Source organism: Enterococcus sp. 9D6_DIV0238, from assembly GCF_002174455.2.
GTDB classification, from domain to species: Bacteria; Bacillota; Bacilli; order Lactobacillales; family Enterococcaceae; genus Enterococcus_L; species Enterococcus_L dunnyi.
In genome coordinates, this window is sequence record NZ_CP147246.1 from 2,742,898 (window position 1) to 2,769,097 (window position 26,200).

At 34.6% G+C, this 26,200-nt stretch carries 26 protein-coding genes; 22 read left to right on the forward strand and 4 right to left on the reverse strand.

The features are described 5' to 3' along the window. Positions 1-222: 222 nt before the first annotated feature. The 6 genes from greA (at position 223) to A5889_RS12880 (ending at position 4,983) form a co-directional block, all read left to right on the forward strand. Positions 223-696 (forward strand): transcription elongation factor GreA, encoded by a 474-nt coding sequence (gene greA, locus A5889_RS12855; RefSeq protein ID WP_087642267.1) that lies wholly within the window; start codon positions 223-225, stop codon positions 694-696. 296 nt (positions 697-992) lie between these two features. Next, positions 993-1,724 carry a cell wall-active antibiotics response protein LiaF gene (gene liaF, locus A5889_RS12860; protein WP_087642268.1) on the forward strand — a complete coding sequence of 244 codons (732 nt, stop codon included), beginning with the start codon at positions 993-995 and terminating at the stop codon, positions 1,722-1,724. Continuing rightward, positions 1,721-2,785, forward strand: a complete 1,065-nt coding sequence (locus tag A5889_RS12865; protein ID WP_087642269.1) for a sensor histidine kinase — start codon at positions 1,721-1,723, stop codon at positions 2,783-2,785. Before liaF ends, A5889_RS12865 begins: the two co-directional genes overlap by 4 nt. Positions 2,786-3,144: 359 nt before the next feature. Further along, positions 3,145-3,777, forward strand: coding sequence for a response regulator (locus A5889_RS12870; protein ID WP_087642270.1), 633 nt, complete (start codon positions 3,145-3,147; stop codon positions 3,775-3,777). A 153-nt stretch (positions 3,778-3,930) separates the two neighbouring features. Beyond that, complete coding sequence (locus A5889_RS12875; RefSeq protein ID WP_087642271.1) at positions 3,931-4,596, forward strand: potassium channel family protein; 666 nt, start codon at positions 3,931-3,933, stop codon at positions 4,594-4,596. 75 nt (positions 4,597-4,671) lie between these two features. Further along, positions 4,672-4,983 (forward strand): HesB/YadR/YfhF family protein, encoded by a 312-nt coding sequence (locus A5889_RS12880; protein ID WP_087642272.1) that lies wholly within the window; start codon positions 4,672-4,674, stop codon positions 4,981-4,983. Between the two features lie 57 nt (positions 4,984-5,040). On the opposite strand, the gene A5889_RS12885 is transcribed toward A5889_RS12880, so the two are convergent. Further along, complete coding sequence (locus A5889_RS12885; RefSeq protein ID WP_087642273.1) at positions 5,041-6,528, reverse strand: helix-turn-helix domain-containing protein; 1,488 nt, start codon at positions 6,526-6,528, stop codon at positions 5,041-5,043. A gap of 411 nt (positions 6,529-6,939) precedes the next feature. On the opposite strand from A5889_RS12885, the gene A5889_RS12890 reads away from it, so the two are divergent. Next, complete coding sequence (locus A5889_RS12890) at positions 6,940-7,878, forward strand: glycosyltransferase family 2 protein (RefSeq protein WP_087642274.1); 939 nt, start codon at positions 6,940-6,942, stop codon at positions 7,876-7,878. Positions 7,879-7,951: 73 nt separating this feature from the next. On the opposite strand, the gene A5889_RS12895 is transcribed toward A5889_RS12890, so the two are convergent. The 3 genes from A5889_RS12895 to A5889_RS12905 form a co-directional block, all read right to left on the reverse strand. Next, positions 7,952-8,914, reverse strand: coding sequence for a phosphoglycerate dehydrogenase (locus tag A5889_RS12895; RefSeq protein ID WP_087642275.1), 963 nt, complete (start codon positions 8,912-8,914; stop codon positions 7,952-7,954). Between the two features lie 102 nt (positions 8,915-9,016). Further along, a complete protein-coding gene (gene ispG / locus A5889_RS12900) occupies positions 9,017-10,108 on the reverse strand; it encodes a flavodoxin-dependent (E)-4-hydroxy-3-methylbut-2-enyl-diphosphate synthase (protein WP_087642276.1) in 1,092 nt (363 codons plus the stop codon). 144 nt (positions 10,109-10,252) lie between these two features. After that, positions 10,253-11,065, reverse strand: coding sequence for a DUF1189 domain-containing protein (locus tag A5889_RS12905; RefSeq protein WP_087642277.1), 813 nt, complete (start codon positions 11,063-11,065; stop codon positions 10,253-10,255). A gap of 169 nt (positions 11,066-11,234) precedes the next feature. Here A5889_RS12905 and A5889_RS12910 point away from each other — a divergent pair, with 169 nt between their 5' ends. From A5889_RS12910 to A5889_RS12980, 15 genes are all read left to right on the forward strand, one after another. Further along, a complete protein-coding gene (locus A5889_RS12910) occupies positions 11,235-11,843 on the forward strand; it encodes a superoxide dismutase (RefSeq protein WP_087642278.1) in 609 nt (202 codons plus the stop codon). Between the two features lie 118 nt (positions 11,844-11,961). Beyond that, on the forward strand, positions 11,962-12,942 hold the full coding sequence (gene dapF, locus A5889_RS12915) for a diaminopimelate epimerase (protein ID WP_087642279.1): 981 nt from the start codon (positions 11,962-11,964) through the stop codon (positions 12,940-12,942). 65 nt (positions 12,943-13,007) lie between these two features. Continuing rightward, positions 13,008-13,826, forward strand: a complete 819-nt coding sequence (locus tag A5889_RS12920) for a hypothetical protein (protein WP_140405353.1) — start codon at positions 13,008-13,010, stop codon at positions 13,824-13,826. A 163-nt stretch (positions 13,827-13,989) separates the two neighbouring features. Then, entirely contained in the window at positions 13,990-14,817 is an 828-nt protein-coding gene (locus tag A5889_RS12925) for a YveK family protein (protein ID WP_087642281.1), read from the forward strand. A gap of 11 nt (positions 14,818-14,828) precedes the next feature. Then, complete coding sequence (locus tag A5889_RS12930) at positions 14,829-15,530, forward strand: CpsD/CapB family tyrosine-protein kinase (RefSeq protein ID WP_087642282.1); 702 nt, start codon at positions 14,829-14,831, stop codon at positions 15,528-15,530. 25 nt (positions 15,531-15,555) lie between these two features. After that, a complete protein-coding gene (locus tag A5889_RS12935; protein ID WP_087642283.1) occupies positions 15,556-16,320 on the forward strand; it encodes a tyrosine-protein phosphatase in 765 nt (254 codons plus the stop codon). A 215-nt stretch (positions 16,321-16,535) separates the two neighbouring features. Beyond that, complete coding sequence (locus tag A5889_RS12940; RefSeq protein ID WP_087642284.1) at positions 16,536-17,243, forward strand: sugar transferase; 708 nt, start codon at positions 16,536-16,538, stop codon at positions 17,241-17,243. Continuing rightward, on the forward strand, positions 17,243-18,430 hold the full coding sequence (gene cps2T / locus A5889_RS12945) for a beta 1-4 rhamnosyltransferase Cps2T (RefSeq protein ID WP_087642285.1): 1,188 nt from the start codon (positions 17,243-17,245) through the stop codon (positions 18,428-18,430). Before A5889_RS12940 ends, cps2T begins: the two co-directional genes overlap by 1 nt. Beyond that, positions 18,431-19,552, forward strand: coding sequence for a glycosyltransferase family 4 protein (locus tag A5889_RS12950; protein ID WP_207114641.1), 1,122 nt, complete (start codon positions 18,431-18,433; stop codon positions 19,550-19,552). After that, on the forward strand, positions 19,536-20,402 hold the full coding sequence (locus tag A5889_RS12955) for a glycosyltransferase (RefSeq protein WP_207114640.1): 867 nt from the start codon (positions 19,536-19,538) through the stop codon (positions 20,400-20,402). Before A5889_RS12950 ends, A5889_RS12955 begins: the two co-directional genes overlap by 17 nt. Before the next feature lie 2 nt (positions 20,403-20,404). After that, a complete protein-coding gene (locus A5889_RS12960) occupies positions 20,405-21,106 on the forward strand; it encodes an acyltransferase (RefSeq protein WP_207114639.1) in 702 nt (233 codons plus the stop codon). A 3-nt stretch (positions 21,107-21,109) separates the two neighbouring features. After that, positions 21,110-22,423 (forward strand): O-antigen ligase family protein, encoded by a 1,314-nt coding sequence (locus A5889_RS12965; protein WP_207114638.1) that lies wholly within the window; start codon positions 21,110-21,112, stop codon positions 22,421-22,423. Next, on the forward strand, positions 22,398-23,789 hold the full coding sequence (locus A5889_RS12970; protein WP_207114637.1) for a lipopolysaccharide biosynthesis protein: 1,392 nt from the start codon (positions 22,398-22,400) through the stop codon (positions 23,787-23,789). The genes A5889_RS12965 and A5889_RS12970 overlap by 26 nt, the downstream gene beginning before the upstream one ends. A gap of 8 nt (positions 23,790-23,797) precedes the next feature. Beyond that, positions 23,798-24,994 carry a polysaccharide pyruvyl transferase family protein gene (locus A5889_RS12975; protein WP_207114636.1) on the forward strand — a complete coding sequence of 399 codons (1,197 nt, stop codon included), beginning with the start codon at positions 23,798-23,800 and terminating at the stop codon, positions 24,992-24,994. A 31-nt stretch (positions 24,995-25,025) separates the two neighbouring features. Beyond that, positions 25,026-26,192 carry a nucleotide sugar dehydrogenase gene (locus A5889_RS12980; RefSeq protein ID WP_087642288.1) on the forward strand — a complete coding sequence of 389 codons (1,167 nt, stop codon included), beginning with the start codon at positions 25,026-25,028 and terminating at the stop codon, positions 26,190-26,192. Positions 26,193-26,200: the final 8 nt, after the last annotated feature.

Below are 26,200 nucleotides of genomic sequence, written 5' to 3' on the forward strand. Positions count from 1 at the left end.
CGTATCTTAATTACGAGCCAACCTAGAACATAGGCGGGGCTCGTTTCGCTTTCCCATCAAGCTGTAAAAGAGAACTGGAAGATTGGATCGAATTACCATAAAAAAATAAGCGAATATTATTTACAATTTGCTTAAAGCGTGGTACTCTTTTGTGGATTGAATACGGAATTTCAAAAAAGACTCAAATAAACCATAGTAGTAGATTAAGAAGGAGAATTCAACATGGCAGAAAAAGTATTTCCTATGACACTTGAAGGAAAAGAAAAATTAGAACAAGAATTAGAAGAATTAAAGACAGTTAAACGAAAAGAAATCGTTGAACGTATAAAGATCGCAAGAAGCTTTGGAGATCTATCTGAAAACTCAGAATATGAATCAGCTAAAGATGAACAAGCCTTTGTAGAAGGACGCATCACAACTTTAGAAAACATGATCCGTTTTGCTCAAATCATCGATAATGATGGCGTTGATTCTGACGAAGTTTCTATCGGAAAAACGGTGACGTTTATTGAGTTGCCGGATGGTGAAGAAGAAGAATATACGATCGTTGGAAGTGCAGAAGCAGATCCGTTTTCTGGGAAAATTTCCAATGATTCACCGATTGCTCAAGCATTGATCGGTAAACGATTAGAAGATCAAGTAGCGATCGCTACTCCTGGCGGAGATATGCAGGTAAAAATTATCAAAGTCAGCTAAATTTGACCCTTTGAGAGAGTGCGAAACAAAACTGATTTTTCGGTTTGTTTCGCACTCTAAAACTTAATAAACGGTGGAGAAGAGTCAAGATCTTCAACAATTTCCTGAAAATCGAGCAATACGAAAAGTGTATTGTTCGATTTTTACACCAATTGTTCGAACCTGATCGACTTTTTGGCTCAACCTCTCGTTTTCTTCAAAAATTAGGGCTAAAGTCCTATAGCCAAATGGGGCTTTAGCAACTAACATTAATACGGGAATTAAGCTATACTAGTTCCATAGAAGGGGGGATCTTCATGAATAATCCATGGCGCTTTTTTATCGTCGTTGAATCATTACTTTTCATTTTTGCTTTGTGGCAAATTATACATAACCCTGGCCTGGCAGTTTTGATGGTCTTAGGTATTTTAAGTGTTGTCTATGCGATGAAGAAAGTTCATCGTACTAATTTTAATAATTTTCAACTTGTCTTAGGAATCATTTTGATTTTGATCGGTGTAATGAATAGTCCGGCATTTTGGCTAATGTTAGTTATTGGTGTTTTATTCATCGGGCTAAAAGGTGTCGAAATCGCAGGAGTGGACATCACACAACGGGCACCATGGCGTAAGAAACAAATGATTATGGTTGAAACGGCCAATGTCGAACCTAAAGGCGGCCGTCGTTTTAAGCGTCCTTGGTTTGCCAATGAACGTATCGGCAGCAATGTCTATGAATGGGACGATATCAATATTGATATTATTTCTGGTGATACGATCGTTGACTTAGGGAATACTTTACTTCCGAAAGATGACAGTATTATCATTATTCGCAAAGGCTTTGGCCGTACGAGGATTTTAGTTCCTCTAGGAGTGGCGGTGACCTTGGAGCATTCTACTTTTTATGGCAGTGTTAATTTTGAAGAAGAAAAATATCATTTGAAAAATGAATCGTTGAAAGTCTACAGTAATGATTTTGACTCTAATAATCGTCGTCTGAAAATCATAACAAATACGCTGGTCGGAGATGTCGAGGTGATTCGTGTATGAGTGGTAGGATGTCTCGACAAATGCTATCTCTTTATGCAGCCTGCAGCACATTTATTGTTGTGCTGCTTACGCTGTTTTCATACTTTTATTCGATCAAACAAAAAAACTGGATGCTGGAGTTGATTCAGCGAAAAGTCTTTTACATTCCATTGATCTTTCACATGCTTTTGATTTCACTGCTGGTCGGTTTGTCGACTTTTTTACTCGTATCTATTGTTCAGAAAGCTCAGTATGGTAGAATTGAAGAAAAACTACGGTTACTTGCCAGAGGCAGCTATGAAAATCCAGTGATTGAAAAAAAGGTTCCTCATGCCGATAATGATCAATATATCGGTGAGGTGGATCAGGACATTTTAAGTATCAGAAAAAAATTAGTTGAAATGTCAAAAGAATTGCAATTATTGAATAGTCGACCACAAATGGTGGATGGAGAAACAAAAGAAGAAATTCTGGAAGAAGAACGTCATCGTTTGGCGCGGGAATTACATGATTCTGTGAGTCAACAGCTGTTTGCTGCAATGATGATGTTATCGGCTTTAAACGAGCAGGCCCAACGCAGTGAAACACCAGAAATGTTTCGAAAGCAGTTAGTGACAGTAACAGACGTCATCAATGCTTCACAATCTGAAATGCGGGCATTATTACTGCACTTACGTCCAGTAAGTTTAGAAGGAAAGAGCCTACGTAAAGGGATCGAGCAATTATTAATAGAATTACAAACAAAAATAAAAATTGAACTGACTTGGGATGTAGAAGATGTGCATCTCAACAGTAGCATTGAAGATCATTTGTTCAGAATCGTCCAAGAACTGTTGTCTAATACATTGCGACACGCTAAGGCAAAAGAGTTAGAAGTTTATCTGCATCAGGTAGATAAGAATGTTTTACTTAGATTAGTTGACGATGGTGTTGGATTTGATATGAGTGAAAATGGAAATAAAGCTGGAAGTTACGGCTTGAAAAATATTCGTGAACGAGTTGCTGGAATGGGTGGTACTGTTAAAATCATAAGCTTTAAAGGGCAGGGAACGAGTGTGGAGATCAAAGTGCCTGTGATTTAGGTATTGAGGTTGGTCACTCTTAGAAGAAGAATGATTGTTGCGAGAGTCCTAAAGCGTCTCTTCTAGTTGAGACTAATAGAGCTTGTTCTGCTATTATCGTTATCCAGCTGCACAAGCCAGCCTTTCGGAAAAAAGATAAAAATGAATTGTGGCAAAAAAGCACCACATTTCATTTTTCCTATTTTTCTGACAAGGCTAAGCGGCTTGTTCCGCTATTATCGTTATCCAGCTGCGCAAGCCAGCCTTTCGGAAAAAAGATAAAAATGAATTGTGGCAAAAAGCACCACATTTCATTTTTCCTATTTTTCTGTCAAGGCTAATCAGCTTGTTCCGCTTTTAAATTAAGGAGGTATGTATAAGTGATCAAAGTAATGTTAGTGGATGACCATGAAATGGTACGTTTAGGTGTATCCTCTTATTTATCGATTCAAGATGATATCGAGGTCGTCGGTGAAGCTGAAAACGGACGGATCGGCTATGAGAAGGCATTAGAGTTAAGACCAGATGTGATACTGATGGACTTAGTTATGGATGAGATGGATGGTATTGAATCCACGAAAGCGATTCTAAAAGACTGGCCTGAAGCTCGGATCATTATTGTAACCAGTTTTATTGATGATGAAAAGGTTTATCCTGCAATTGAAGCTGGGGCTGCTGGCTATCTATTAAAAACATCGACAGCGCATGAAATTGCTGATGCGATTCGTAAAATTTTTAGAGGTGAACGTGTTTTAGAGCCGGAAGTGACGACGAAGATGATGGAGCGTTTAACGAAAAAGCAAGAACCTGTTTTACATGAAGACTTGACGAATCGTGAGCATGAAATTTTGATGTTGATTGCTAAAGGACGCAGTAATCAAGAAATTGCCGATGAATTATTTATTACCCTTAAAACAGTAAAAACGCATGTGTCGAATATATTAGCAAAATTAGATGTCGAAGATCGTACACAAGCAGCGATTTACGCGTTTCAGCACGGATTGGCAAAATAGAATAAGATCGAAAGTGGATAAAATCGCCTCATAGTGGTTGCTTTATTCGCTTTTTTTGTAGGTATAGAGAAGGGTTAGATTGATTGGTGTTCCTGTTCAATTACCTATTGGTTTGATATACTTAGATTAAATTTGAAACTAGGAGAAGTAAGCATGAAACAGAATTTTGCAATTATCGGACTTGGGAGATTTGGCGGGAGTATATGTCAGACGCTGATCGAATCTGGCCAAGAAGTTTTAGCTATTGATAGTAATGAAGATCGTGTAAATGAATATATGAATATTGCAACACATGCAGTTGTAGCAAATGCCCAAGACGAAACGACACTGCGGTCTTTAGGTATTCGTAACTTTGATCATGTAGTTGTGGCAATTGGTGAAGATATTCAAGCTAGTATTTTAGTCACCTTAATGGTTAAAGAAATGGGTGTCCCCAATGTATTGGCGAAAGCAGTCAATGAATATCACGCAAGAGTATTGGATAAAATCGGTGCCGATTTAGTCGTTCATCCAGAACGTGATATGGGAATCAGAGTTGCTCATAAACTAGTGTCCAGAAATATTTTGGACTATATCGAATTATCGAATGATGTTTCCTTGGCAGAAGTACGTGTGTCGAATCCGAAATTTTATGGGAAAACGTTAGGTGAATTAAACTTCCGTCAGCGTTTTGGTTTGACCGTTGTTGCAATCAGACGTTCTAAATCAGAAGTGATCGCTTCACCAGCAGCGGAAGAAATTGTTCGGGAAAATGATAATTTATTAGTAGTAGGCGAAACAGATGACGTTGATTTATTGGATGAAAAGATGAATCAATAAAACGTAAGCACTTTATTCTATGAACCTTAAACTTTATGCTAGAATAACAAGTGAGAGCAAAGGGGAGAGATAGAGATGAAATTAACGATTACACCAGAAGCACAAGAATGGTTTAAAAATGAAGTAGGTGTTACTTCTGATAGTGGTATTCGCTTTTTCGGTAAAATTTATGGAAAAACAGATGTCCATGATGGATTTTCCATTGCGATGTCTGTCGAGGCACCAGATCAACCGATGGTGAAAGAGGTTATTGATGATATCACTTATTTCATTGAAGAAACGGATGACTGGTTTTTTAAAGGATACGATCTGTTAGTTGATTATGATCATGAAAAAGACGAGCCTAAATATGTATTTGCTGAAAATAAAGAAGATTTACAGCAGTAAAATCAACATAAAAAGGAAAGAGTTATGGTCCACGCAACTCTTTCCTTTTTAGTTTACTTAAGCAATCAAAGCGGTAGATTTTTCAGTATATTTTTGGTGTAGATTATCAATCAGATTTACTTGATAATCCAGTAATGGAGACAAAGGAATGATTTGGTAATTTTCTTCTTGCTTCGCCTTATCCGGCAGTAAAAGTTTCGATGTTGCGATGTAAAAGTCATAGTTGTCGTCAGAAGTTGAAGTAACAAATGAAACGGAGATAAATGATAGTTTTTCAAGGAAGTCAAAAAGTGACTGCAGAAAAATAGCATTCGGCGATAGAATGATTCCAACTTTTAAACGATATTTAGTGTTACTTCTTTGATAAAAAGGAAGTAGGAAAAAAGAACAGATATAGACTAAATCATTCAGATTATTTTTGATCCAGGCAAATTCCGGCTCAGATGTAAGAGACGTTAAAAATGTTCTGACTTTTTTTGAAAGATGAACAAATAAAGGTTGTTGATCTTTGATGAAATCTTCCATAAAATTGATAGCTAATGGCAAAGATCCTTTTACTACAGAATGATTGAGGCAAGTATTGAAAAAATTGATATTTAGTATTTCTTGTTCATTGGGTGATAACTTTTTTTCTGAACATAGTGGAAGATAAAATTCTTCAAATCGTTCGATCAGGTTTCCAAAGGGCTGATGATCGCTGTTCATGTATTCTTTCACATAATGGATTCTAGGGTCATCTGCATAAAAATAAATACTCCAGTAGAACATCATGAAAGATAAAAAGGTTTTTTCTCTTTCTATGTAATGTGAAGGTACGTTCATTTGCTGTAACTCTCTGACAAATGAAGCATTTACCTCGGGAAAAATCAATTCTTTAAATGGCGGTTCTATTATGTAATGTTTTTTCTTGATCCGTAATTTTGAGATGGTTTTTAATAAGTACCATTCTCTAGGTTCGGTATAGGTCATCCATTGATGGTCTTCTGAGTCAAATAAGTCCATTCCGCGTTTAGGCTCTTCCAAAGCTATAAAAAGATCTTCTCCATAAGACGCGATCCAGAAGAGGTTTAGATAGACGATACGGATCAAATTCTCTTCTCCGCTTAATTGAAGTTGGGAGCAGTTTAGTTGGACGTTAAAGCTTTTTAGGTAGCGGATAAGTGGTTGAAGTTTTCTGATGATGGACGCTCGGCTGATATAATGATCTTTACAGAAATTATCAATAGTGTAGTTACGTTCTAAGATGGTTGCAAGTAAAAATTGGTAAGACAAGCTCTTCCTGAATAAAAACTGATGATAGGGAATATCCCGTAAAGCAGCATTATCGATCTGGACTTTGCCTTGTTTGTTCAACAATTCGATATTTTGCTTTTCTAAAAGATCGTCGTGGACATCAGCAAAAATCGAATTTAAACGTGCATAAGAAAAATCAGTGATTTGTTCAAAATAATGAACACTATATGTACCGTCTGCAGTTGCTATGAGCTGATTGAAAACGATGAGCTTGCGCTGAGCAGAATCATCTAATAAAATTTCTTCTAACATATTTAGTCTCCCTACTATTTAAAATATTCTGAAAAAAAGATCATATAAAAATTCATAACATATAAATTTAAAGTATAAAAATTAATCTATGGTATTATAATAACCACTTTTTGACCAAATTTCAATTATATAATTAAATAGAAACGAAAATGTAATGATTGTTTAAAATTAGATTAATCCTTTAATTTTTTTGGTGAATCGGGTATTCTTCTAACCTTGATAGCTATATTTTTTTGTTTTAATTAAAAAATATTGGTTATTTATTTCAATAATATTTCTTTTGGTGATCGGTGATTTTTTCTTTAGAAAAAATTGGAGGCAGAAGGAAACAAAGATCTCTGTCCATTTTTTTGTAACTCACCGTTAGATGTATGTTATAATCAAAAAAGAATGTTTTTTGGAGGAAAGCTTATGTTGTCGATTGTTGTTCCTTGTTATAATGAAGAGGAATCCATTCCATTATTCTTTGAAGAAGTGGAAAAAATCAGCGTGCAGATCAAATATGACATTGAATATATTTTTATTAACGATGGGTCAAAAGATGGGACGTTGGAATCATTAAGAAAATTGTATAGAGCTCATCCTGATAAAGTCCGCTATCTTTCTTTTTCTCGCAACTTTGGGAAAGAAGCAGGGTTGTATGCAGGGCTCAAGGAAGCTCGCGGCAGTCTAGTTACTGTGATGGATGTTGATTTACAGGATCCGCCTGAACTATTACCGCAAATGATTCAAATGTTGGAAGCAAATAAAGAATTGGACTGTATTGGTACTAGACGTGGTGATCGTGAAGGTGAACCGCCAATTCGTAGTTTTTTTGCTCGAATGTTCTACCGCTTAGTCAATAAAATCGGTGAAACAGAGATGGTCGATGGTGCCAGAGATTTTCGTTTGATGACGCGTCAAATGGTAGATGGGATTCTAGAATTGACAGAATACAATCGCTTTTCAAAAGGGATTTTTAGCTGGGTCGGATTTAATACAGAATACTTATCTTATGAAAATCGTGAACGTGTAGCTGGATCTACTTCTTGGTCATTTTGGAGTTTATTGAGTTATTCTATCGACGGTATCGTTAACTTTTCGGAAATGCCTTTGAACCTAGCTTCTTATGTAGGCGCTCTTTCTTGTGCTGGATCAGTCATTGCGATGCTGGTGATTTTCTTTAGAACGATCATTATTGGTGACCCAACTAGCGGATGGCCGTCTATGGTTTGTATCATTTTGTTTGTAGGCGGACTGCAACTTCTTTGTCTTGGGATCATTGGTAAATATATTGGAAAGATTTTTTTGGAAACGAAAAAACGTCCGATTTATCTTGTGAAGGAAACAGAACAAGATAATAAAGAATAGCAGAATTAGAAAGTAATCAGAAAAGACCAGCTTTGATCTCATTGAGAATCTAAGGCTGGTCTTTTTGACGTGCTCAGTAGCCTTGGCTCAGAGCAATTTCATTTTTAGCTAGTGTGCCATCTGATAAGAATTGGATCAGATTTTGTTTGAAGATAGCTAACAGCTTTGTTTTAAATTGAGGGGTGAGTCCAGAAATATGAGGTGTTACTAGCACGTTTTCCATAGTCCATAAAGGGCTGTCTGACGGCAAAGGTTCTTCTTCAAAAACATCTAAAGCAGCAAAACTCAGCTGACCGTTTTTTAGTGCTTCGATCAGGTCAGTTGTGTTGACAGATGGTCCACGGCCCACATTGACAAACACTGTTCCTGGTTTCATCGCAAGAAACATTGATTCATTGTACATTTGGTAGGTTTCATCGGTTAACGGTAAAACATTTACAACGATATCCATTTCTTTGATGATCCGCTGCATGTTTTTTTGTGAGTAGCATTCAATAAAACCAGGAGTGACATGTCCTGATGTGTTGATACCGTATGGCTGGATATTTAGGCCTTGAGCAAATAAGGCCAGCTGTTGACCGATATTTCCAGTGCCGACGATCAACATCTTTTGCATAGATAATTGCTTATAGGAAATATTTTCTCGGCTCCATATCCCATTTGTTTGATTGATGATGCTTGTACGAATCCCACGGAAAGCCGCGAATAAAACACCTAAAACGTGTTCTGAAATCGAAACACTGTGAATACCGCTTGCGTTTGACAAAAGAATACCTTTTTCCGCAAAGCGGTCTAAATCATAGGAATCAACACCTGCTGAAATCGATTGTACCCATTTTAAACGACTAGTTTCAGAGTCCAGAAGATATTGGCCTAACTCTTTATCCCAGCCTAACATGATTTCAATATCATCCTTGATTATTTGGGGTGTTTCTCTGTGAGCATCAACAACGATATGATCAACAGCTGTCTTTCGAATATCCTCCACTTGTTCTTCCTTCATTTTTTCAAAAAGATAAATAATTGGTTGTCCCATTTTGATTCCTCCCTGCATCATCATTGTAACAAAAAACGAAGTCAAACTAAAAAGGATTGAACTATGAGTCGTTCAATCCTTTCAAATATAGCATGGGTCAAATTAGATTTCTTCACCGCGGGCATAAGCGGCTGCTAGAAGATCTACTTCTTTTTTCAACTCTTCAACCATGATCTCTTCTGGAACTGTACGGATGATTTTCCCTTTTTTAAACAACATTCCTTTACCGTTTCCACCAGCGATACCGATATCTGCTTCTCTAGCTTCACCAGGACCATTCACGGCACAACCTAAAACAGCTACTTTGATCGGTGCTTTGATCTTTTCGATATATTCTTCGATTTCATTAGCAATCGGAATCAAGTCGATTTCAATACGTCCACAAGTAGGACAAGAAATCAATGTCGCAGCATTACTTGCTAAACCAAATGCTTTTAGAACTTCTTTAGCTACTTTGATTTCTTCGACAGGATCTGCAGATAGTGAAACTCGGCAAGTATTTCCAATGCCGCGGGAAAGCAAAGCCCCAAGTCCAGCAGCGGATTTCATTCCGCCGGAAAATTTCGTTCCAGCTTCAGTGATTCCCAAATGTAAAGGATAATCAAATGTTTGAGCAGCCAAAGTATATGCTTCGATCGCCAAATTCACGTCACTAGCTTTTAATGAAACGATAATGTCATAAAAGTCTAGATCTTCAAGAATTTTGATATGTTCTACAGCACTAGCAACCATTGCTTCGGCAGTTGGATAGCCGTACTGCTGTAAGAATTTCTTTTCTAAAGAACCAGCATTCACACCGATTCTAATAGGGATTCCTTTGGCTTTGCAAGCAGTAACTACTTTTTCTACGCGGTCTTTTCTACCGATGTTTCCTGGATTGATCCGAATTTTATCTACGCCTTGCTCGATTGCTTTCAGTGCTAAACGATAATCAAAATGAATATCTGCGACTAACGGAATCGAGATTTGACTCTTGATGGCACCTAAAGCATTCGCTGCTGCTTCATCAGGAACAGCCACACGCACGATCTGGCAACCTGCTTCTTCCAATTGTTTGATTTGCGCAACTGTTGCTTCAATGTCATGTGTTTTTGTTGTACACATACTTTGGATAAATAATTCATCACTTCCGCCGATCGTTAAGTCGCCGATTTTAACCGGACGTGTATTTTTACGATGGGTCAATTCTCCCATAATAGATTCTCTCCTTATTTTGTCGTACAGTTTTTTTATTGTTAATTCCTCAATAAGTATAATTCAACGTCTATCTTAACACATAATGATAAATCTGAGAATGTAAGAAAAGTTTAAGATTTCTTCTTAAAATCATCAAAAAGATTAGATCGTCGGTGGTTCTTGCCGCGCTTCTTTTCGGGTAGCAAAGAAAAAGAGCATCAGCGAAACGAGAATGATCAAAAAGCTATCATCAAAAGGTCTGACCAATAGTTGGAGTAAGCTGCTGACGATCACTGGTAAGGTTGAGCAGTAGACAACTATCTTTAAGCAATCAAGAAAGCGTAGTTTGTATAAACGAACTTTACTATAAAGATTGGCACCGATCGTGATCAGCAATAGATTGATAATCAAATTAATAAATGCTGGATACAATGTAACTACAAAAACAATGAGTTTGAGCCAAAATGGTACATTCGATTCATCTAGTGCTTGTTGCAAATCTTGGCTGTTCAAGCCATCTAGAGTACCTTGTGAATAAGGCACTTCAAACTGACTTGTGCCAAATAGGGCATCTGCCGTCCCAGAACTTGGTAAGGAAACAACAAACTCGTCATCTAAAAAACCGACACTGACTGCATTTCCCACAGAATCAGAGGTAATATCACTGAGCGAACGTTTTCCTTCCGGATCGAAGGTGAAGATGATCGAATTTGTTTGATAGATAAAACCTTTGGTAGAAGGATCTGTTTTTAATCGACCATCGGCAATTGTAAAATCAGGTAATTTTTCAGCGATTTTTTGACCATCATTTTTGATATCCTGAACCATAGAAAATATTTGTTTTGTTAATGGAAAAGCAAGAATCACACTTAAAAAAAGGATGTACAAAATGACTTTCCAAAAGGGCATGTTCTTTGCTTTATGAAGTTCGGAAAATTGAAAAAAAGCGTGTTTAAATAATGTGAATGTATTCATAGATTTTCTCCTGACTTGATTTTACGTACAGTCGTCATTTTAAAGGAGTTAACCTGTAAAAACAAGTGTCGTGCAAATTTTTGTAAGCAATTACTTTGAAGGTTAGCATAAAATCTGTTATGCTATAAATGTATGAAAATTTATACTTACTTAAATGGAGGGATTTTTTATGACTTACACTTTACCAGAATTACCTTATGCTTATGATGCGTTGGCACCTTACATCGACGAAGAAACAATGCATTTACACCATGACAAACACCATAACACTTATGTGACGAACTTAAATGCTGCAATTGAGAAACACCCTGAACTTGGTTCAAAATCTGTAGAAGAATTGATTTCTGACATGGATGCGATCCCAGAAGATATCCGTACTGCTGTACGTAACAATGGTGGCGGACATGCGAACCATGCGTTTTTCTGGAACATCATGGCACCTAATGCAGGCGGCGCACCAACTGGAGATATCAAAGATGCGATCGATGCAGCTTTCGGTAGCTTTGACAAACTAAAAGAAGAATTTAAAGCTGCTGCAACAGGACGTTTCGGTTCTGGTTGGGCATGGTTAGTTTTAAATAATGGCAAATTAGAAGTAACATCAACTGCTAACCAAGATTCTCCTTTAATGGAAGGCAAAACACCAGTTTTAGGTTTAGACGTTTGGGAACATGCGTATTACTTAAACTATAAAAATGTTCGTCCGGAATACATTGACGCATTTTGGAACATTGTGAACTGGGATGAAGTAAACAAACATTTTGCTGCAGCAAAATAAGTAGAGAATAATAGAAATTCTATCTTTTCAGAGGAAAACAGTAAAATGTACTGTTTTCCTCTTTTTATTTGTGGCATACTAATAGTAGGAAAAAGATAGTTGAAGGAGCTTGATGAGAATGAATCTAAAAATACAGAAGGTCCACGGGTCAGAAAATGACTTTTTTTTGATTGATCAATTACAGTTAGAGCGTCCTTTTACGAAAAAAGAACTTGAAGACCTACGTATTCGCTTATGCGATCGTAAAAACGGATTGCTTGGAGGCGCGGACGGATTATTGCTTGTTGAAGCATCAAAACAAGGTGAAGCATTAGCAAAGATGCGTGTCATTAATTCAGACGGCAGTGAAGCGAGTATGTGCGGAAACGGCTTGCGGACAGTTGCTAGATATTTATCTGAAAAGCATGATGAACAGTCATTTATAGTAGAAACGATGTTTGCGGACCTTAAAGTCCGCAGAGCCGAAGAATTAGGCAAAGGTGTAGCTACCTATCAAGTGGAGATCTCACCTGTTCGTTTTGAAGCAGAGGCAATACCGATGGTGACGAATAAAAATAGAATTATTGATGAAGTGATACCAGAACTATCTGATGAAATAAAATTTTCTGTAGTAGCAGTTCCAAATCCTCATCTTATTGCATTTGTAGACCATCAAATGTTGGTTAGTCCGGAGTTTGAACGGATTGCAGCTTATGTCAATGGAGAGAATCCGCTTTTCCCAGATGGAATCAATGTCAGTTTTGTTGAGATTTTGGGAGAAAATCAATTGTTTGTTCGGACCTATGAACGTGGAGTAGGTTTTACAAGCGCATGTGGAACAGCAATGTGTGCGAGCAGTTTGATGTATGTATTGTTGAATGAGCGAGTATTTGGAGAAACAGTCACAGTTAAAAATGTGGGAGGCATTGTAAAAACAGTTGTTCATGAAGACGATGCTGAAGGATATTGGATGGAATTGATCGGTAATGCAAGTGTGACACATCTTTTGTCAGGTGATCTAGTTGATTTTACGGATGGACAGTTCAATAGATTACAGATCGATGAAACGAATGAACAGGCAGCTTACATAGCATTTTTAGAATCGATCAAAATAGACTAGTGCGCTGGGAGAGCTTGTCTGATCGAAACAAGAGGGTCGCTTTGGAGAACTAAGGGAGTGTCAAAATGAATAATTTTGGTTGGGTAAACATGAATCTGATAAAAAGGGTTGGCTGCATAGCAGTCATTGGTAGTTCGTTGTTGATTTGTTTTTTAGGAGTAAGTATGAATGCTGAGCAGCGACGGCAACAAAAAATCGATTACGCAGAAATAACGATAAGAAATGAAACAGAAAAAATCACGTTTTTAGATAAACAGCTCAGTAAGCTTTATAAAGATGAAACGGAAGAGTTTTTGACTGAATCAATAGAAGAAGTACAAATCAAACAACTAGAAAGCAAAATCAATCAATTAAAGACAGAAGCTTCTGACTTTGGACTCAAGTCTGAACATTTACCTTTGGATATCTCACAATTATCAAAAGATAAACAAGTATTGCTTTCTAAGGTAGCAGATATTAAAACTAAATATACGATTCAGCAGCAATTACAGGAAATGTTGGTTCAAGCACCAGAAAATTGGGATTCCACTAGTGACACTGTGATAATCAATGAAAATGCCACTGTAGAGAATTTGCTTAAATTACATAATGATGTCGTTCAATTTAATAGCTTGTGGTCAAATAGTATCAGTGCATTTTTAAATGAGATGAATGTTCAAGTAAAGCTGTATAACGAAATCGAACAAGGAATCGATAAAATGATCGATGGACAAGCTTTAACGAGTGAAGCGACGCTTGAAACATTTATCCACCACTTCAATCTAGTCACACAGGTGAAAAATACAACGCTGAGAAAAGGATTGTCAGAACGGTTAGAACAAATCGATCAGCTTATGAATGCCCAAATTGTTGGCGAGGAAAATTTGCTGGAAGAACCAATTTAGTTAATATTTATTAAATAATAATGCAATATATCGATTGCTTTTTAAATAAATTATCAATTATTTGAAAAAATATCGAAAAAGTTGATAACATTTTATTAGTCGAATACCCTTGTACTTGCTTAAGCTTAAAATTATAATTAATTGTGTAGTAATGGAGGAAAAAATGGAAGAAACAATAAGTTTACAAGAACTCATCGGAGTTTTAAGAAAACGTATAGGTCTAATTATCGTTAGTATGTTTTTAGGGTTGGGGGTTGCTGGAGTTTTAACCTATTTTGTTATTACACCAAAATACAGTTCCCAAGCCCAATTGATCGTTCGTCTGCCGCAAAATGAAACGACGAATGTGAATGATATCAATGGGAATCTTCAGATGATCAATACGTATAAAGATTTGATCAAAAGTGATACGGTCATGACGGAAGTTCAGCAAAGGATGAAAGTGGACCATCAAAGTGATTTGTCTGTTGATGCACTTAAGGCAAGTGTATCAGTCAATCAGTCTCAAAATTCTCAAATGTTCTCGATCGTTTCTAAAGTAACAGATCCATTGGTTGCTCAAAATATTGCCAATCAGACAGCTTTGGTTTTCCAAGAGCAAGCAAAAGACATGCTGAATGTCGATAAGATTACGATCATTTCAGAAGCGACGGCCAATTTAAATCCAGTGTCACCTAATGATAAAATCAATCTATTGATAGGACTAGCATTAGGGCTCTTATTTGGAATCATGGCTTCCTTCATTTTAGAATTATTTGATAAGACAATCAAAGATGACAGCTTTGTGGAAGAAGAATTAGGATTTACGATATTAGGTGTTGTTCCAAATATGACTGCTAAAGAGTTAAATGCAAAGGTTGTTCGCCCTTCACCTTCAACGGTTTCAAAGCCAAATAGCGGTTTTGCCAAAGAGGGAGCAAGAGTCATTCAAAAAGAAGATCTCAACTCAGATACTTCTACCCCAGCGCGTAGAAGTCGTCCACGAGTTTAAAGGAGTATAGAATGTCAAATAAAATAAGAAATCAAAAAAAACAAAAAACAAAAGCAGTCAGTCTTATAACTTTAGCAGATAAATCATCACCGATATCAGAACAATATCGAACGATCAGAACGAACATACAATATGCAATGATCGATAGAGACTTAAAAACATTAGTCGTTACTTCTTCAGGTCCAAGTGAAGGGAAATCAACGACCTCTGCCAATTTAGCGATCGTGTTTGCTAATTCTGGGAAGCGTGTTTTATTAGTAGATGCAGATATGCGCAAACCAACGGTGGCAAAAACATTTTCGTTAGACAATGTTCGAGGCTTGAGTACCCTTTTGGGTAGCAGAGAAGTTGTGCTGCATCAGGTCGTTCAGTCATCCGGCATTGATAATTTATTCCTTATGACAAGCGGACCTAAACCGCCTAATCCATCTGAGTTACTGGATTCTAGGAGAATGGAAGAGCTTATCCAAGATTTAAAACAACAATATGATTTGGTCATTTTTGACATGCCTCCTGTTGTGGCAGTGACAGACGCACAAATCGTATCCTCAAAATCAGACGGAACGATCTTGGTCGTCCGTGAAAATGTCTCAAAAAGAGACTCTCTATTAAAAGCTAAAAGCTTATTAGAACTTGTAGATGCCAATATCTTAGGAGTTGTTTATAACGGCTCTAAAAGTATAACAGATCAAGGCTACTATTATGGTTCATGAGGATAGGCAGAAAGGATAAATACCAATGATTGATTTGCATTGCCATATATTACCTGGTATTGATGATGGGGCCAAAACGATCGATGACTCGCTTGACATGGCTAGGATGGCTGTGAAACAAGGCATTACTCACATTTTGTGCACGCCGCATCATAATAATGGCAGATATGACAATCCAGCAGGTCAGGTCATATCCTGTGTTTCAGCGTTACAAGTAGAACTGGACAGGCGCAATATACCTCTTACCTTATTTGAAGGTCAAGAGGTTCGAATTGCTGGAAATATCAGAGAACAGATCAAAGAAAATAAAATCTTATTTGCAGACTTGAATAATCGTTATATTTTGATCGAATTTCCAACAAACGATGTTCCAGCATATGCAGAGCCTCTTTTTATTGAGCTACTTGATGAAAATCATATTCCAATCATTGTGCATCCAGAGCGAAACAATAAATTTATTGAAGATCCTAATCGGTTGTTGCCATTTTTGGAGATGGGTGCCCTTGCTCAATTAACAGCGCCTAGCTACGTTGGTGTTTTTGGAAAACAAATCGAGCGAACAGCTAAACAAATGGTTGCTCATAATATGGTTTCGATGATGGCTTCAGATGCTCATAATGTAAAAAAACGCGGATTTTTTATGAAGAAAGCGTACGATGCGATTGCCAAAGATATGGGAACTGCGCATGTTGAAGTGATGCAGCAGATTGCGAAAGATATTTTAAATGGTGATCCTGTCCAGACATTGGAATTTGAAGAACTACAAAAGAAAAGATTTCGACTGTTTTAAACGAAATAGAAAAATATGAATGTAAGAGTTTTATATAATTTTTGTACATATTATTAGGTGTTGGTATATGTGATTTTTGATATTGGTTGTATCTTAAATCAACTGAAATATTAGGGAATGCTGGGATCAGCAGCTGTTGAGGTTCGAAAAAACTGAAAAGCTAATAGCATCAGTAAATAGTTTGTTCCTGCCCTATCATAAAAGGAGTGTTGAAATTGGAGGAAAAAATAGTAAGTGTTGGAGGAAGTATACAGCAAAAAAAGCAGACATCACAGCCTGACAAGCAGATTTCTGTATCGATAGTTGAATCACAATCTATTCGTTTTCGCGTACTCAAACGAACGATCGATATTGTTGGTAGTCTCTGCGGCTTGATTTTATTAAGCCCTGTATTTCTTATCGTCGCATTTTTGATCAGAAAAGAAGATCCTAATGGACCAGTTGTTTTTTCTCAGGAACGGGTTGGAAAAAAAGGCAGTCACTTCACAATGTATAAATTTCGTTCGATGTGCACAGATGCGGAAGAAAAATTTCATGATCTAGTTGAGCAAAATGAAATCGAAGGGGCTATGTTCAAAATCAAGAACGATCCTAGAGTAACGAAAATAGGAAAAAAAATACGCAAAACAAGCATTGATGAGTTGCCCCAATTAGTGAATGTTTTAAAAGGTGACATGTCACTCGTTGGGCCACGACCTCCGTTAGAAAGAGAAGTCTCTCAGTATACACAACGTGATCTACAACGTTTGAATGTGAAACCTGGTTGTACAGGATTATGGCAGGTCAGAGGTAGAAACGATGTTCATTTTGATGAAATGGTCGAGTTTGATTTGGAGTATATTGAGAATCAATCTATTTGGAATGATCTGAAAATCATGTTTCAAACAGTGATCGTGATGTTTTTTTCTAGAGGAGCTTATTAATGAATAAAAAGATTCAGCATGTATATATTATTGGCTCTAAGGGGATTCCGGCTAAGTATGGAGGTTTTGAAACTTTTGTTGAGAAGTTGACAGAGTACAAGCAGTCTAGAAGTATTCAGTATCATGTCGCTTGTATGAATGTAGGAGACGATCTATATGGAGATGGAGAACAGCATTTTGAATATAATCAAGCAGACTGTTTTAATATAGCAGTGCCAAATATTGGTCCAGCTAGAGCCATTTATTATGATGTAAAAGCATTAGATTATGCCATCGAGCTAGCTAAAAAAAATAGTGATATAGAACCGATTTTTTATATATTAGCATGTCGAATAGGTCCGTTTCTCAATCATTATAAAAAAAAGATCAAAAAAATTAAGGGCAAACTTTATGTAAATCCCGATGGTCATGAATGGTTAAGAGCCAAATGGAGTTATCCTGTTCGTAGATACTGGAAATTTTCAGAAAAGTTAATGGTAAAGCATGCAGACTTGATGATTTGTGATAGCTTGAATATAGAAAAATATATCAAGACCGATTATGAAAAATATACGCCAAAAACAACTTATATTGCTTATGGAACGGAACAAAGTAAATCAACACTTTCGGCAACTGATGTACGAGTGAAGGATTGGTTTAAAGAAAAAAATATTGGGGATGAAGGCTATTATCTGGTTGTTGGAAGGTTTGTCCCTGAAAATAATTATGAGACAATGATCAAAGAATTTATGAAATCTGACACAAAAAAAGACTTTGTTTTGGTAACAAATATTGAAGAAAATAAATTTTACAACAAGTTGAAAAAAGAGACAGGTTTTGATAAGGACCCGCGTATAAAATTTGTAGGAACAGTCTACGATCAAGAGCTACTGAAATACATACGTGAAAATGCATTTGCCTATTTGCATGGTCACGAAGTTGGAGGGACGAATCCATCGCTTTTAGAGGCTTTGGCATCAACAAAAGTGAATTTACTATTGGATGTTAGTTTTAATAAAGAAGTAGCTAGGGATGGATCACTATACTGGAATAAGAAACCAGATAATTTGATGTATCTAATAAATGAAATATCTAAGACCGATAAGTTGAAATTAGTAAATAATCAAGAGTTATCTATTAGGATTGAACGGAAGTACTCGTGGGGAAAAATAATAGACGACTATGAAAAGGTTTTTGGTGGTATATAAATGAAAAAAAAAATTTTATTTTTGCATTCAAGCTCAGAGCTATATGGCTCTGATAAGTCACTATTAAATTTAGTGAATAAGTTGGATAGAACAAAATATCAGATATATGTAATGTTACCTTCTCAAGGAGAGCTAGTTGAAAAAATTGAAGAAACAGGTAACTGTAAAGTCATAATAAAATCAATTGCTATATTACGCCGAAAAAATTTGTCAATTAAGGGAATAGTTTCCTATTTTCGTGATTTTTTTAGTTCAGTAAAATATTTAAAAGCTTTTATTAAAGAAAACAATATTGATATTATTTATACAAATACTTCTGTTGTTTTTCCAGGTGGGGTTGCTGCAAAATCGTTAAATAAAAAATCTATTTGGCATGTGCGAGAGATTATTTCTAACAAATACGAGAACTTTATTGTTAAAAGAATTGTAAATAGATATGCAGATGTCATTATTGGAAATAGTAAAGCCACATTGAATTCTATTATTATTGATAAGAATAAAGGAAGAGTTATATACAATGTAGTGGATATAAAAAATGATTTTCTTGATAGTCAAAGGAAGAATCAAACATTTACTATCGGAATGGCTGGAAGAATTAACCGATGGAAAGGGCAAGATTTTTTTGTTGATGCTGCTCTCGAAGTTCTTAAAGAATATCCTGATGTAACATTTTTAATTGCTGGTGATGTCTTCAAAGGGGAAGAATATCTAAAAGAGAGTTTAAAAGAAAAGATATCAAAATCTGATGGTTCTAAAAAAATAAAATTATTAGGCTTAATTTCAAATATGGAAGAGTTTTATCGCTCTTTGGATATTTTTGTTTTACCCTCAATAAAACCTGAGCCTTTTGGATTAGTCATTTTGGAAGCAATGGCTAGAAGAGTACCAGTTATTGCTACTAATTTTGGAGGCCCAGCAGAAATTATTCAAGATGAAGTTACAGGTATTTTGGTGGAGCCGAAGAATGTTACTGAATTAACTCAAAAAATAAAAATGTTAATAGATGATTCGGAAAAAAGGGAGTACATTGCTAAAAGTGGTCAAATAATGCAACAAGAACAATTTTCTATAGATGAGTATATTCAAAATATTGAAGGAGTATTGGATGAAAGTAATGAGTAGAAAAAATGTAGCTATTGTAGTGCTTCATTATATAACAATAAATGATACTATAGAGTGCGTTCAATCGATATTTCAGTTAAGTCAAGATGAAATAAATTTACAAATTGTTATTGTCGATAATGCTTCTCCTGATAGTAGCGGAAAACAATTACTTCAATATTTTAAAGACAAGGAAAATGTGAAAGTATTACTATCAGAAGAAAATTTAGGATTTTCTAAAGGTAATAATATTGGTTTTAACTATGCAAAAAAATATCTAGATCCTGATTTTATTTTATTAGTAAATAACGACATAGTTATTGAACAAAATAATTTTTTGATGCATTTAATTGAAATTTATCAAAAAGATAGATTTGATATAGCGGGGCCACAAATTATTTCTACCGTAAATGGAAGAAATCAAAACCCAACTCCAAAGCTTTTTTTTAAAGTCCAAGATGTAAAAAGGATGCAATTAAAGTTTAAAATATGGTATATTCTGAGCTTTATGAATATTGATTTGTGGTTAAAAAATATTTTGAACAAAAATGATAAAGAAGTTGAAGAAGTAACAGAATATAAAGATTTTCAATTACATGGTGCCTGCTTAATTTTTTCAAAAGATTATGTTGAAAAATATGATGGATTAAATGATGAGACTTTTATGTATATGGAAGAGTTTATTTTGAAATATATTGCTGAAAGAGACTCCTTAATAATGAGCTATTTAAATGATATAACTATTTTTCACAAAGAGGACAGTTCAACGAATGCTTACTTGAAAAATAATTTATCTAAACGACGTTTTTTTTATAAGCACAGTATACATTCATCTCAGGTTCTCATTGATCTTATGCGAAAGAGTGAGTAATTATGGAAATAAGAATCATAAAAAAGGTTATGGAGAAAGTGAAAGGTGACACTTTTCAAATTGATAATAGTATTTCTGATAGTGAGCTTTTTTTTATTGCAGTGAATAAGTTTTGTCAATATCTTAGAGGTATTTATAGAGGTATTGGCATTAAAGGCAACAAGAAAAAAATATTTATAGGTAAGAAGGTTATTCTTCGTAATAAAAAACGTATTTATATGGGAAGTTTAATAAAAATAGGTGATTATACTGAATTAGATGGCTTATCCAAAAATGGGCTTAGATTTGGGAATAATTGCTCTATCGGAAAACATACTACAATTAGAGGGACTGGTAGTTTAGCTTCATTAGGAGTAGGAATTACTTTCGGGAATAACTCTAGTTGCGCAGATTATTGTTTTTTTGGTTGTTCAGGGGGCATTATTATTGGGGATGATGTCATTATGGGACAAAATGTTCGTTTTCATGCACAATCTCATAACCATCAAGATACTAACGTTTTAATAAGAAAACAGGGAGTAACCTCTAAAGGAATACATGTGGGAAATAATAATTGGATTGGTAGCGGAGTAGTAATATTGGACGGTATAAAAATTGGTAATAACTGTGTTATTGGCGCAAATACACTCGTAAATAGAAATATTCCCTCAAATAGTGTTGCTGTTGGTAATCCTGTTAGAATAATAAAGAATAGAGTAGGATAACCAATGAATAAAGCTGAAAAAATAATGTTATATATTTTGCCAATTGGTATTTCCTTACAGTACATGGTATTCTCAATAATTTTACATGATAATCCAATAGTAAAATATTGGAAGGAATTAATTGTAATTTTGTACTTAGTACTTTTAATTCCTAAAATGTTTGAATTCAAAAAAAGAAATGTATCTATGCTTAATGTGAAGGTTGGCTCATGGAGCTTATTTTATTTTTTGTTTCTTATCTCTTTAGTTATTTCTACTGTATTATTTACTGAAAACTTATCTACGGCCTTTTTTGTGATTCGTAGATATATCTTACCGATATTTATTTTTATAATTGCTAGAAACCTTTCTATTAGCAGTGAAGACATATTTAATTTTTTTAGTTACATTTTTAAATTTTTTGGATGGATTTGTATGTGGGGAATTTTTCAAGCATATATTTTAGGTGATCAATTCCTGATTAACTTAGGCTATCCTGTTAAATATGCTGGAAGATTAAAAGATTCTTTTTACTTTGGAGGATTTGGTTCGTGGCAAAGAGTTGTTTCTACATTTTCAAATACTAATGTTTTTGGAGCTACCTTAGGTTTGATTTTGGTCGTAGTGTTGATTAATAGAGAGTTCATAAAAGTTAAGTATTATAACTTTTTATTAGGAATCTATTTTTTGACGTTATTATTAACCTTTTCTAGAAGTAATTGGTTATCAGTAGGACTCATCATTGTTTTGGTAATAATTAAGAAAAGAGGAATTTTATCTAAAATCAGTATTTTATTAGTTGGAGTCATTGTGACGCTAGTATTTGCTAATGTTTTATTTGGTATCAATGTCTTTGACATTTTAGTTCAATATATTGAATCTACAGTCACATTAGAAGATAATTCTGCTGCTGGAAGAAAAGGAATTTGGTTGGAGGCATTCTCTTATTTTAAAAATAGTCCCTTCGGCATAGGATTAGGACGTGTTGGAACTGTATCAGATGTAGTCTCTGTGGAGCACGATCGAATCATGGGTGAATCATCTTATTTAGCTGTATTACTAGATACTGGTATTCAAGGATTCATTGGTTATTATGGAATGATAGTCAGTATCTTGCTAGGTTTCTATAATCGAATGAAGCGATATAAATCGTTATTATATAAAAATATTAATTTTACAGGAGTTTGTTTAACAATTTACGTATTAATAATGTTCATTTTTTCAAATCATATTTATGATATGGAAATTACAGTATTCTATTTCTTGTTTACGGGCCTTTTGTCCAATAAAAAGATATATGAAAAGGAGAAATATGGATTCATACAAGAAGCTATTTAGTAATTCAATTATTTTTGCTGTGGGGACAATGGGAAGTAAATTAGTTACTATTTTATTAGTACCTATATACACTTATTATTTATCTGTATCTGAATACGGAACAGTAGATTTGATTGTAAACACAGCTAATCTATTTCTACCAATAATATTTGTAAGTATTTATGATTCGGTTCTACGATTTGTAATGAGAGAAGATGAAAATAAGAAAGATGTTTTAAAAAACGGATTAACAATTTCATATATAGGTTCTCTATTCCTGTTTTTAATAATGCTTTTCTTGATGTTGAGTGGGTATAAAAATTTGATGGTATTTTTAAATACTGTTCTAGTTTTGATTGTCATGGGTGTACAAAAGTTACTGTCTAACTATGCCCGAGCAGATAATAGAATAAAGTTATTTGCGGTAAATGGAATTCTACAAACCGTCTTGCTTTGTCTACTAAACATCGTCTTTTTAATTGTTTTCTCTATGGGAATCGAGGGATATATTTTATCAATTATTCTATCTAATCTATTCTCAATTTTTCATCTATGTATATTTTGTAAGATAAATCTATTTGTAGTAGGTATTGATACAAAACTGGCTCGAAGCATGCTTTCTTATAGTATCCCTATGATACCTAACGCATTAATGTGGTGGATTATGAATGCTTCAAATCGTTATTTTATTTTTGCTTTTGTAGGTGTCTCTGCGAATGGTTTATTTGCTGTTGCAAATAAGATCCCCTCTATCTTACAAATTGTTAGCCAGGTATTCAATCAAGCGTGGCAAATTTCAGCGATAGAAGAATATGATAGTTTAAAAAAAGATTCTTTCTATTCTCATATTTTCCAGGCATATTTTTCTATACTAATTATTGTTGCAGCGTTAATATTAATTATTTTAAAATATATTTATAAATTTGTTGTAGCATCAGAGTACTTCTCTTCATGGAGAATAGTTCCTTTTCTATTATTGGGCGTTATTTTCACTAACTTGGCAACCTTTTTGGGAACGAATTACATGGCTTCGATGAAGACCAAGGGAGCATTCAGAACTTCTGTAATTGGCGGAATTGTCAGTGTTTGTTTGAGTTTGGTTTTTATTCCTACATTAGGCTACTTGGGTGCTGGAGTAGCAGTTTTAGGAAGCTCGTTAATCATGTTTTTCTTACGAGTTTATGACACAAGAAATTTAGTTAAAATTGAATACAACTGGTTTCTAATAGCGATTAGTCTCTTAATGTATTTAATGCAAAGTTTTGTTTTATTTTTGAATTTTAATGAAATATTGACAATCATGATCGAATTAGTGTTAGTTTTAATAATGTTTATAGTAAATTTTAACACATTAAAACTTTTAGTAGAAAATATGAAAAGAAGATAGGTGAGACAATGAAAAAGATTGCTTTAGTGGGCGCCGTAGATCGAAATAATTATGGTGATTTGTTATTCCCAATCATTTTAAAAGAATGGTTGTCTTCAAAAAATAGGAATTTAGAATTTATAAATTATGGAGTGGTATCATCTGATTTAACAAAAATTGGTGCAATCCCAAGTAAAAAAATTTCAGATTTGGAATATGATGGTCCTGATGCCCTGATTATTGTAGGTGGAGCTACGCTAAATTCTGCATGGAAATTTACCCATTTACATTTATTAGAGAATGAAAACAAGATCTTACTCTACAGAATTTTGTATAAAATAATTGGAAAAAGAAATGCGGAGAAACTCTCATCAAAGATTTTGAATGGAAGATCTAGATACCCTTGGATATTTTCGAAAGGAGAGTATAAGCTTAAGAATTGTCAGTTGATTTATAATACAGTAAGTGGAACTGATTTTTCTTATTTCAGTGAAAAAGAGAAAAAAATAATAGCTAACTATTTATCTGAAGCTGATTATTTATCAGTACGAGATCCATTAACAAAAATGAATTTACAAGATTTAGGTGTTGGAGAAGTTCATATGGTACCCGATTCAGCTGTTATTATGTCAGAACTATTCCCTAAAAAAATTCTAAAAACAATGGTGAGTGAAGAATATAAAGCATTTGAAAAAAAGAATGCTTCAAAGAAATATATGGTATTTCAAATTGGGAAAAAATATTCCAGTGATGAAAAAGAAATAGCTAAGCAATTATATAAGTATTGTCAAGAAAAAGAGTTATCATTAGTTTTATTACCAATTGGAAGAGCTGGTATGCATGAAGATCAAATTCCGTTGAAAAAAATTTATGAGTACTGTAAAAATGAAATAGAAGTTTATCTTCCAGAGAATAATACAATATTTGATACTATGTCCTATATTGGTAATTCGGAACTTTTCTCAGGAACTAGTTTGCATGGGAATATAACAGCTATTTCTTATTGTGTGAAAACTGTCGGATTAGATAATAGAGTAAAAAAATTGAAATACTTTTTAGAAGAGTATTATATAGATTCTTATCCATATGCTGAAAATAGTCGTCATATTTATGACGAATTGGTTAAAAGTGATGGCTTAGAGATTAAAGATATTATTGCTTCAAAGAATAGACTTATAGATTTGGTTACAGATCATTTTCAACAGTTACTTGAAATTTTAGATTAAGAAAGGCTTTACTTTGGACGGAGGAAAATCTATGAAAATTTCAGTATTCGGATTAGGCTATGTCGGTTTAGCAAATGCTCTATTATTATCACAAAATGAACATGTTTTAGCGTATGATATTATAGAAGAAAAAATTGATACCCTAAATCAAGGAATATCACCGATTGAGGATAAAGAGATAAGTGAATTTTTGACGCAAAAAAAATTAAACATTACATTTACAAAAGACTTCGAAGAAGCTGTTCTATTTGGTGAATATTTGATTATTGCAACTCCAACAGATTATGATGAAAAGAAAAATTATTTCAATACATCTACAGTCGAATCAGTGATAGAAAAAGCTTTAGCTATAAAACCAGATGCTTGCTTTCTCATCAAATCCACTGTGCCAGTTGGTTTTACTGAAGAAATGAGACTCAAATACAACACTGAAAACGTTATTTTTTCTCCAGAATTTCTTCGTGAAGGGAAAGCGCTATATGATAATCTTCATCCTTCACGAATCATCATTGGAGAATGTTCTGAACGGGCAAAAGTGATTGCTCATTTATTTGCTGATAATTCTGCTGAAGAAAATTGCGAAATTCTTTTCACTAATTCATCTGAAGCAGAAGCTATCAAGTTATTTTCAAACACATATCTCGCTCTAAGGGTGGCTTATTTCAATGAATTGGACACCTACGCGGAAGTTCGTGGTTTAGATACAAAACAAATCATTGAAGGTGTAGGTTTGGATCCAAGAATTGGTTCTCATTATAATAATCCTTCGTTTGGCTATGGTGGCTATTGTTTACCAAAAGATACGAAACAGTTGCGAGCAAATTACGATCAAGTACCTAATAATATTATAGGGGCAATTGTTGAAGCAAATACTACGAGAAAAGATTTTATTGCGGAACAAATTTTAGCTAAGCAGCCGAACATTGTCGGGATATACAGGTTGACGATGAAAGCAAATTCTGATAACTTTAGATATTCTTCGATACAAGGGATCATGAAACGCTTGAAGGCGAAAGGGATCGAAGTGATTGTTTTTGAACCTACATTAGAAGAGGAAAGCTTTTATCATTCAAAAGTTGTTAAAGATTTAGATAAATTCAAGGAAATTTCTGATATCATTGTTTCCAACAGATTTGAAGATGAATTAGAGAATGTCAAAAGTAAAGTTTATACAAGAGATCTATTCAGAAGAGATTGATCTTTCTT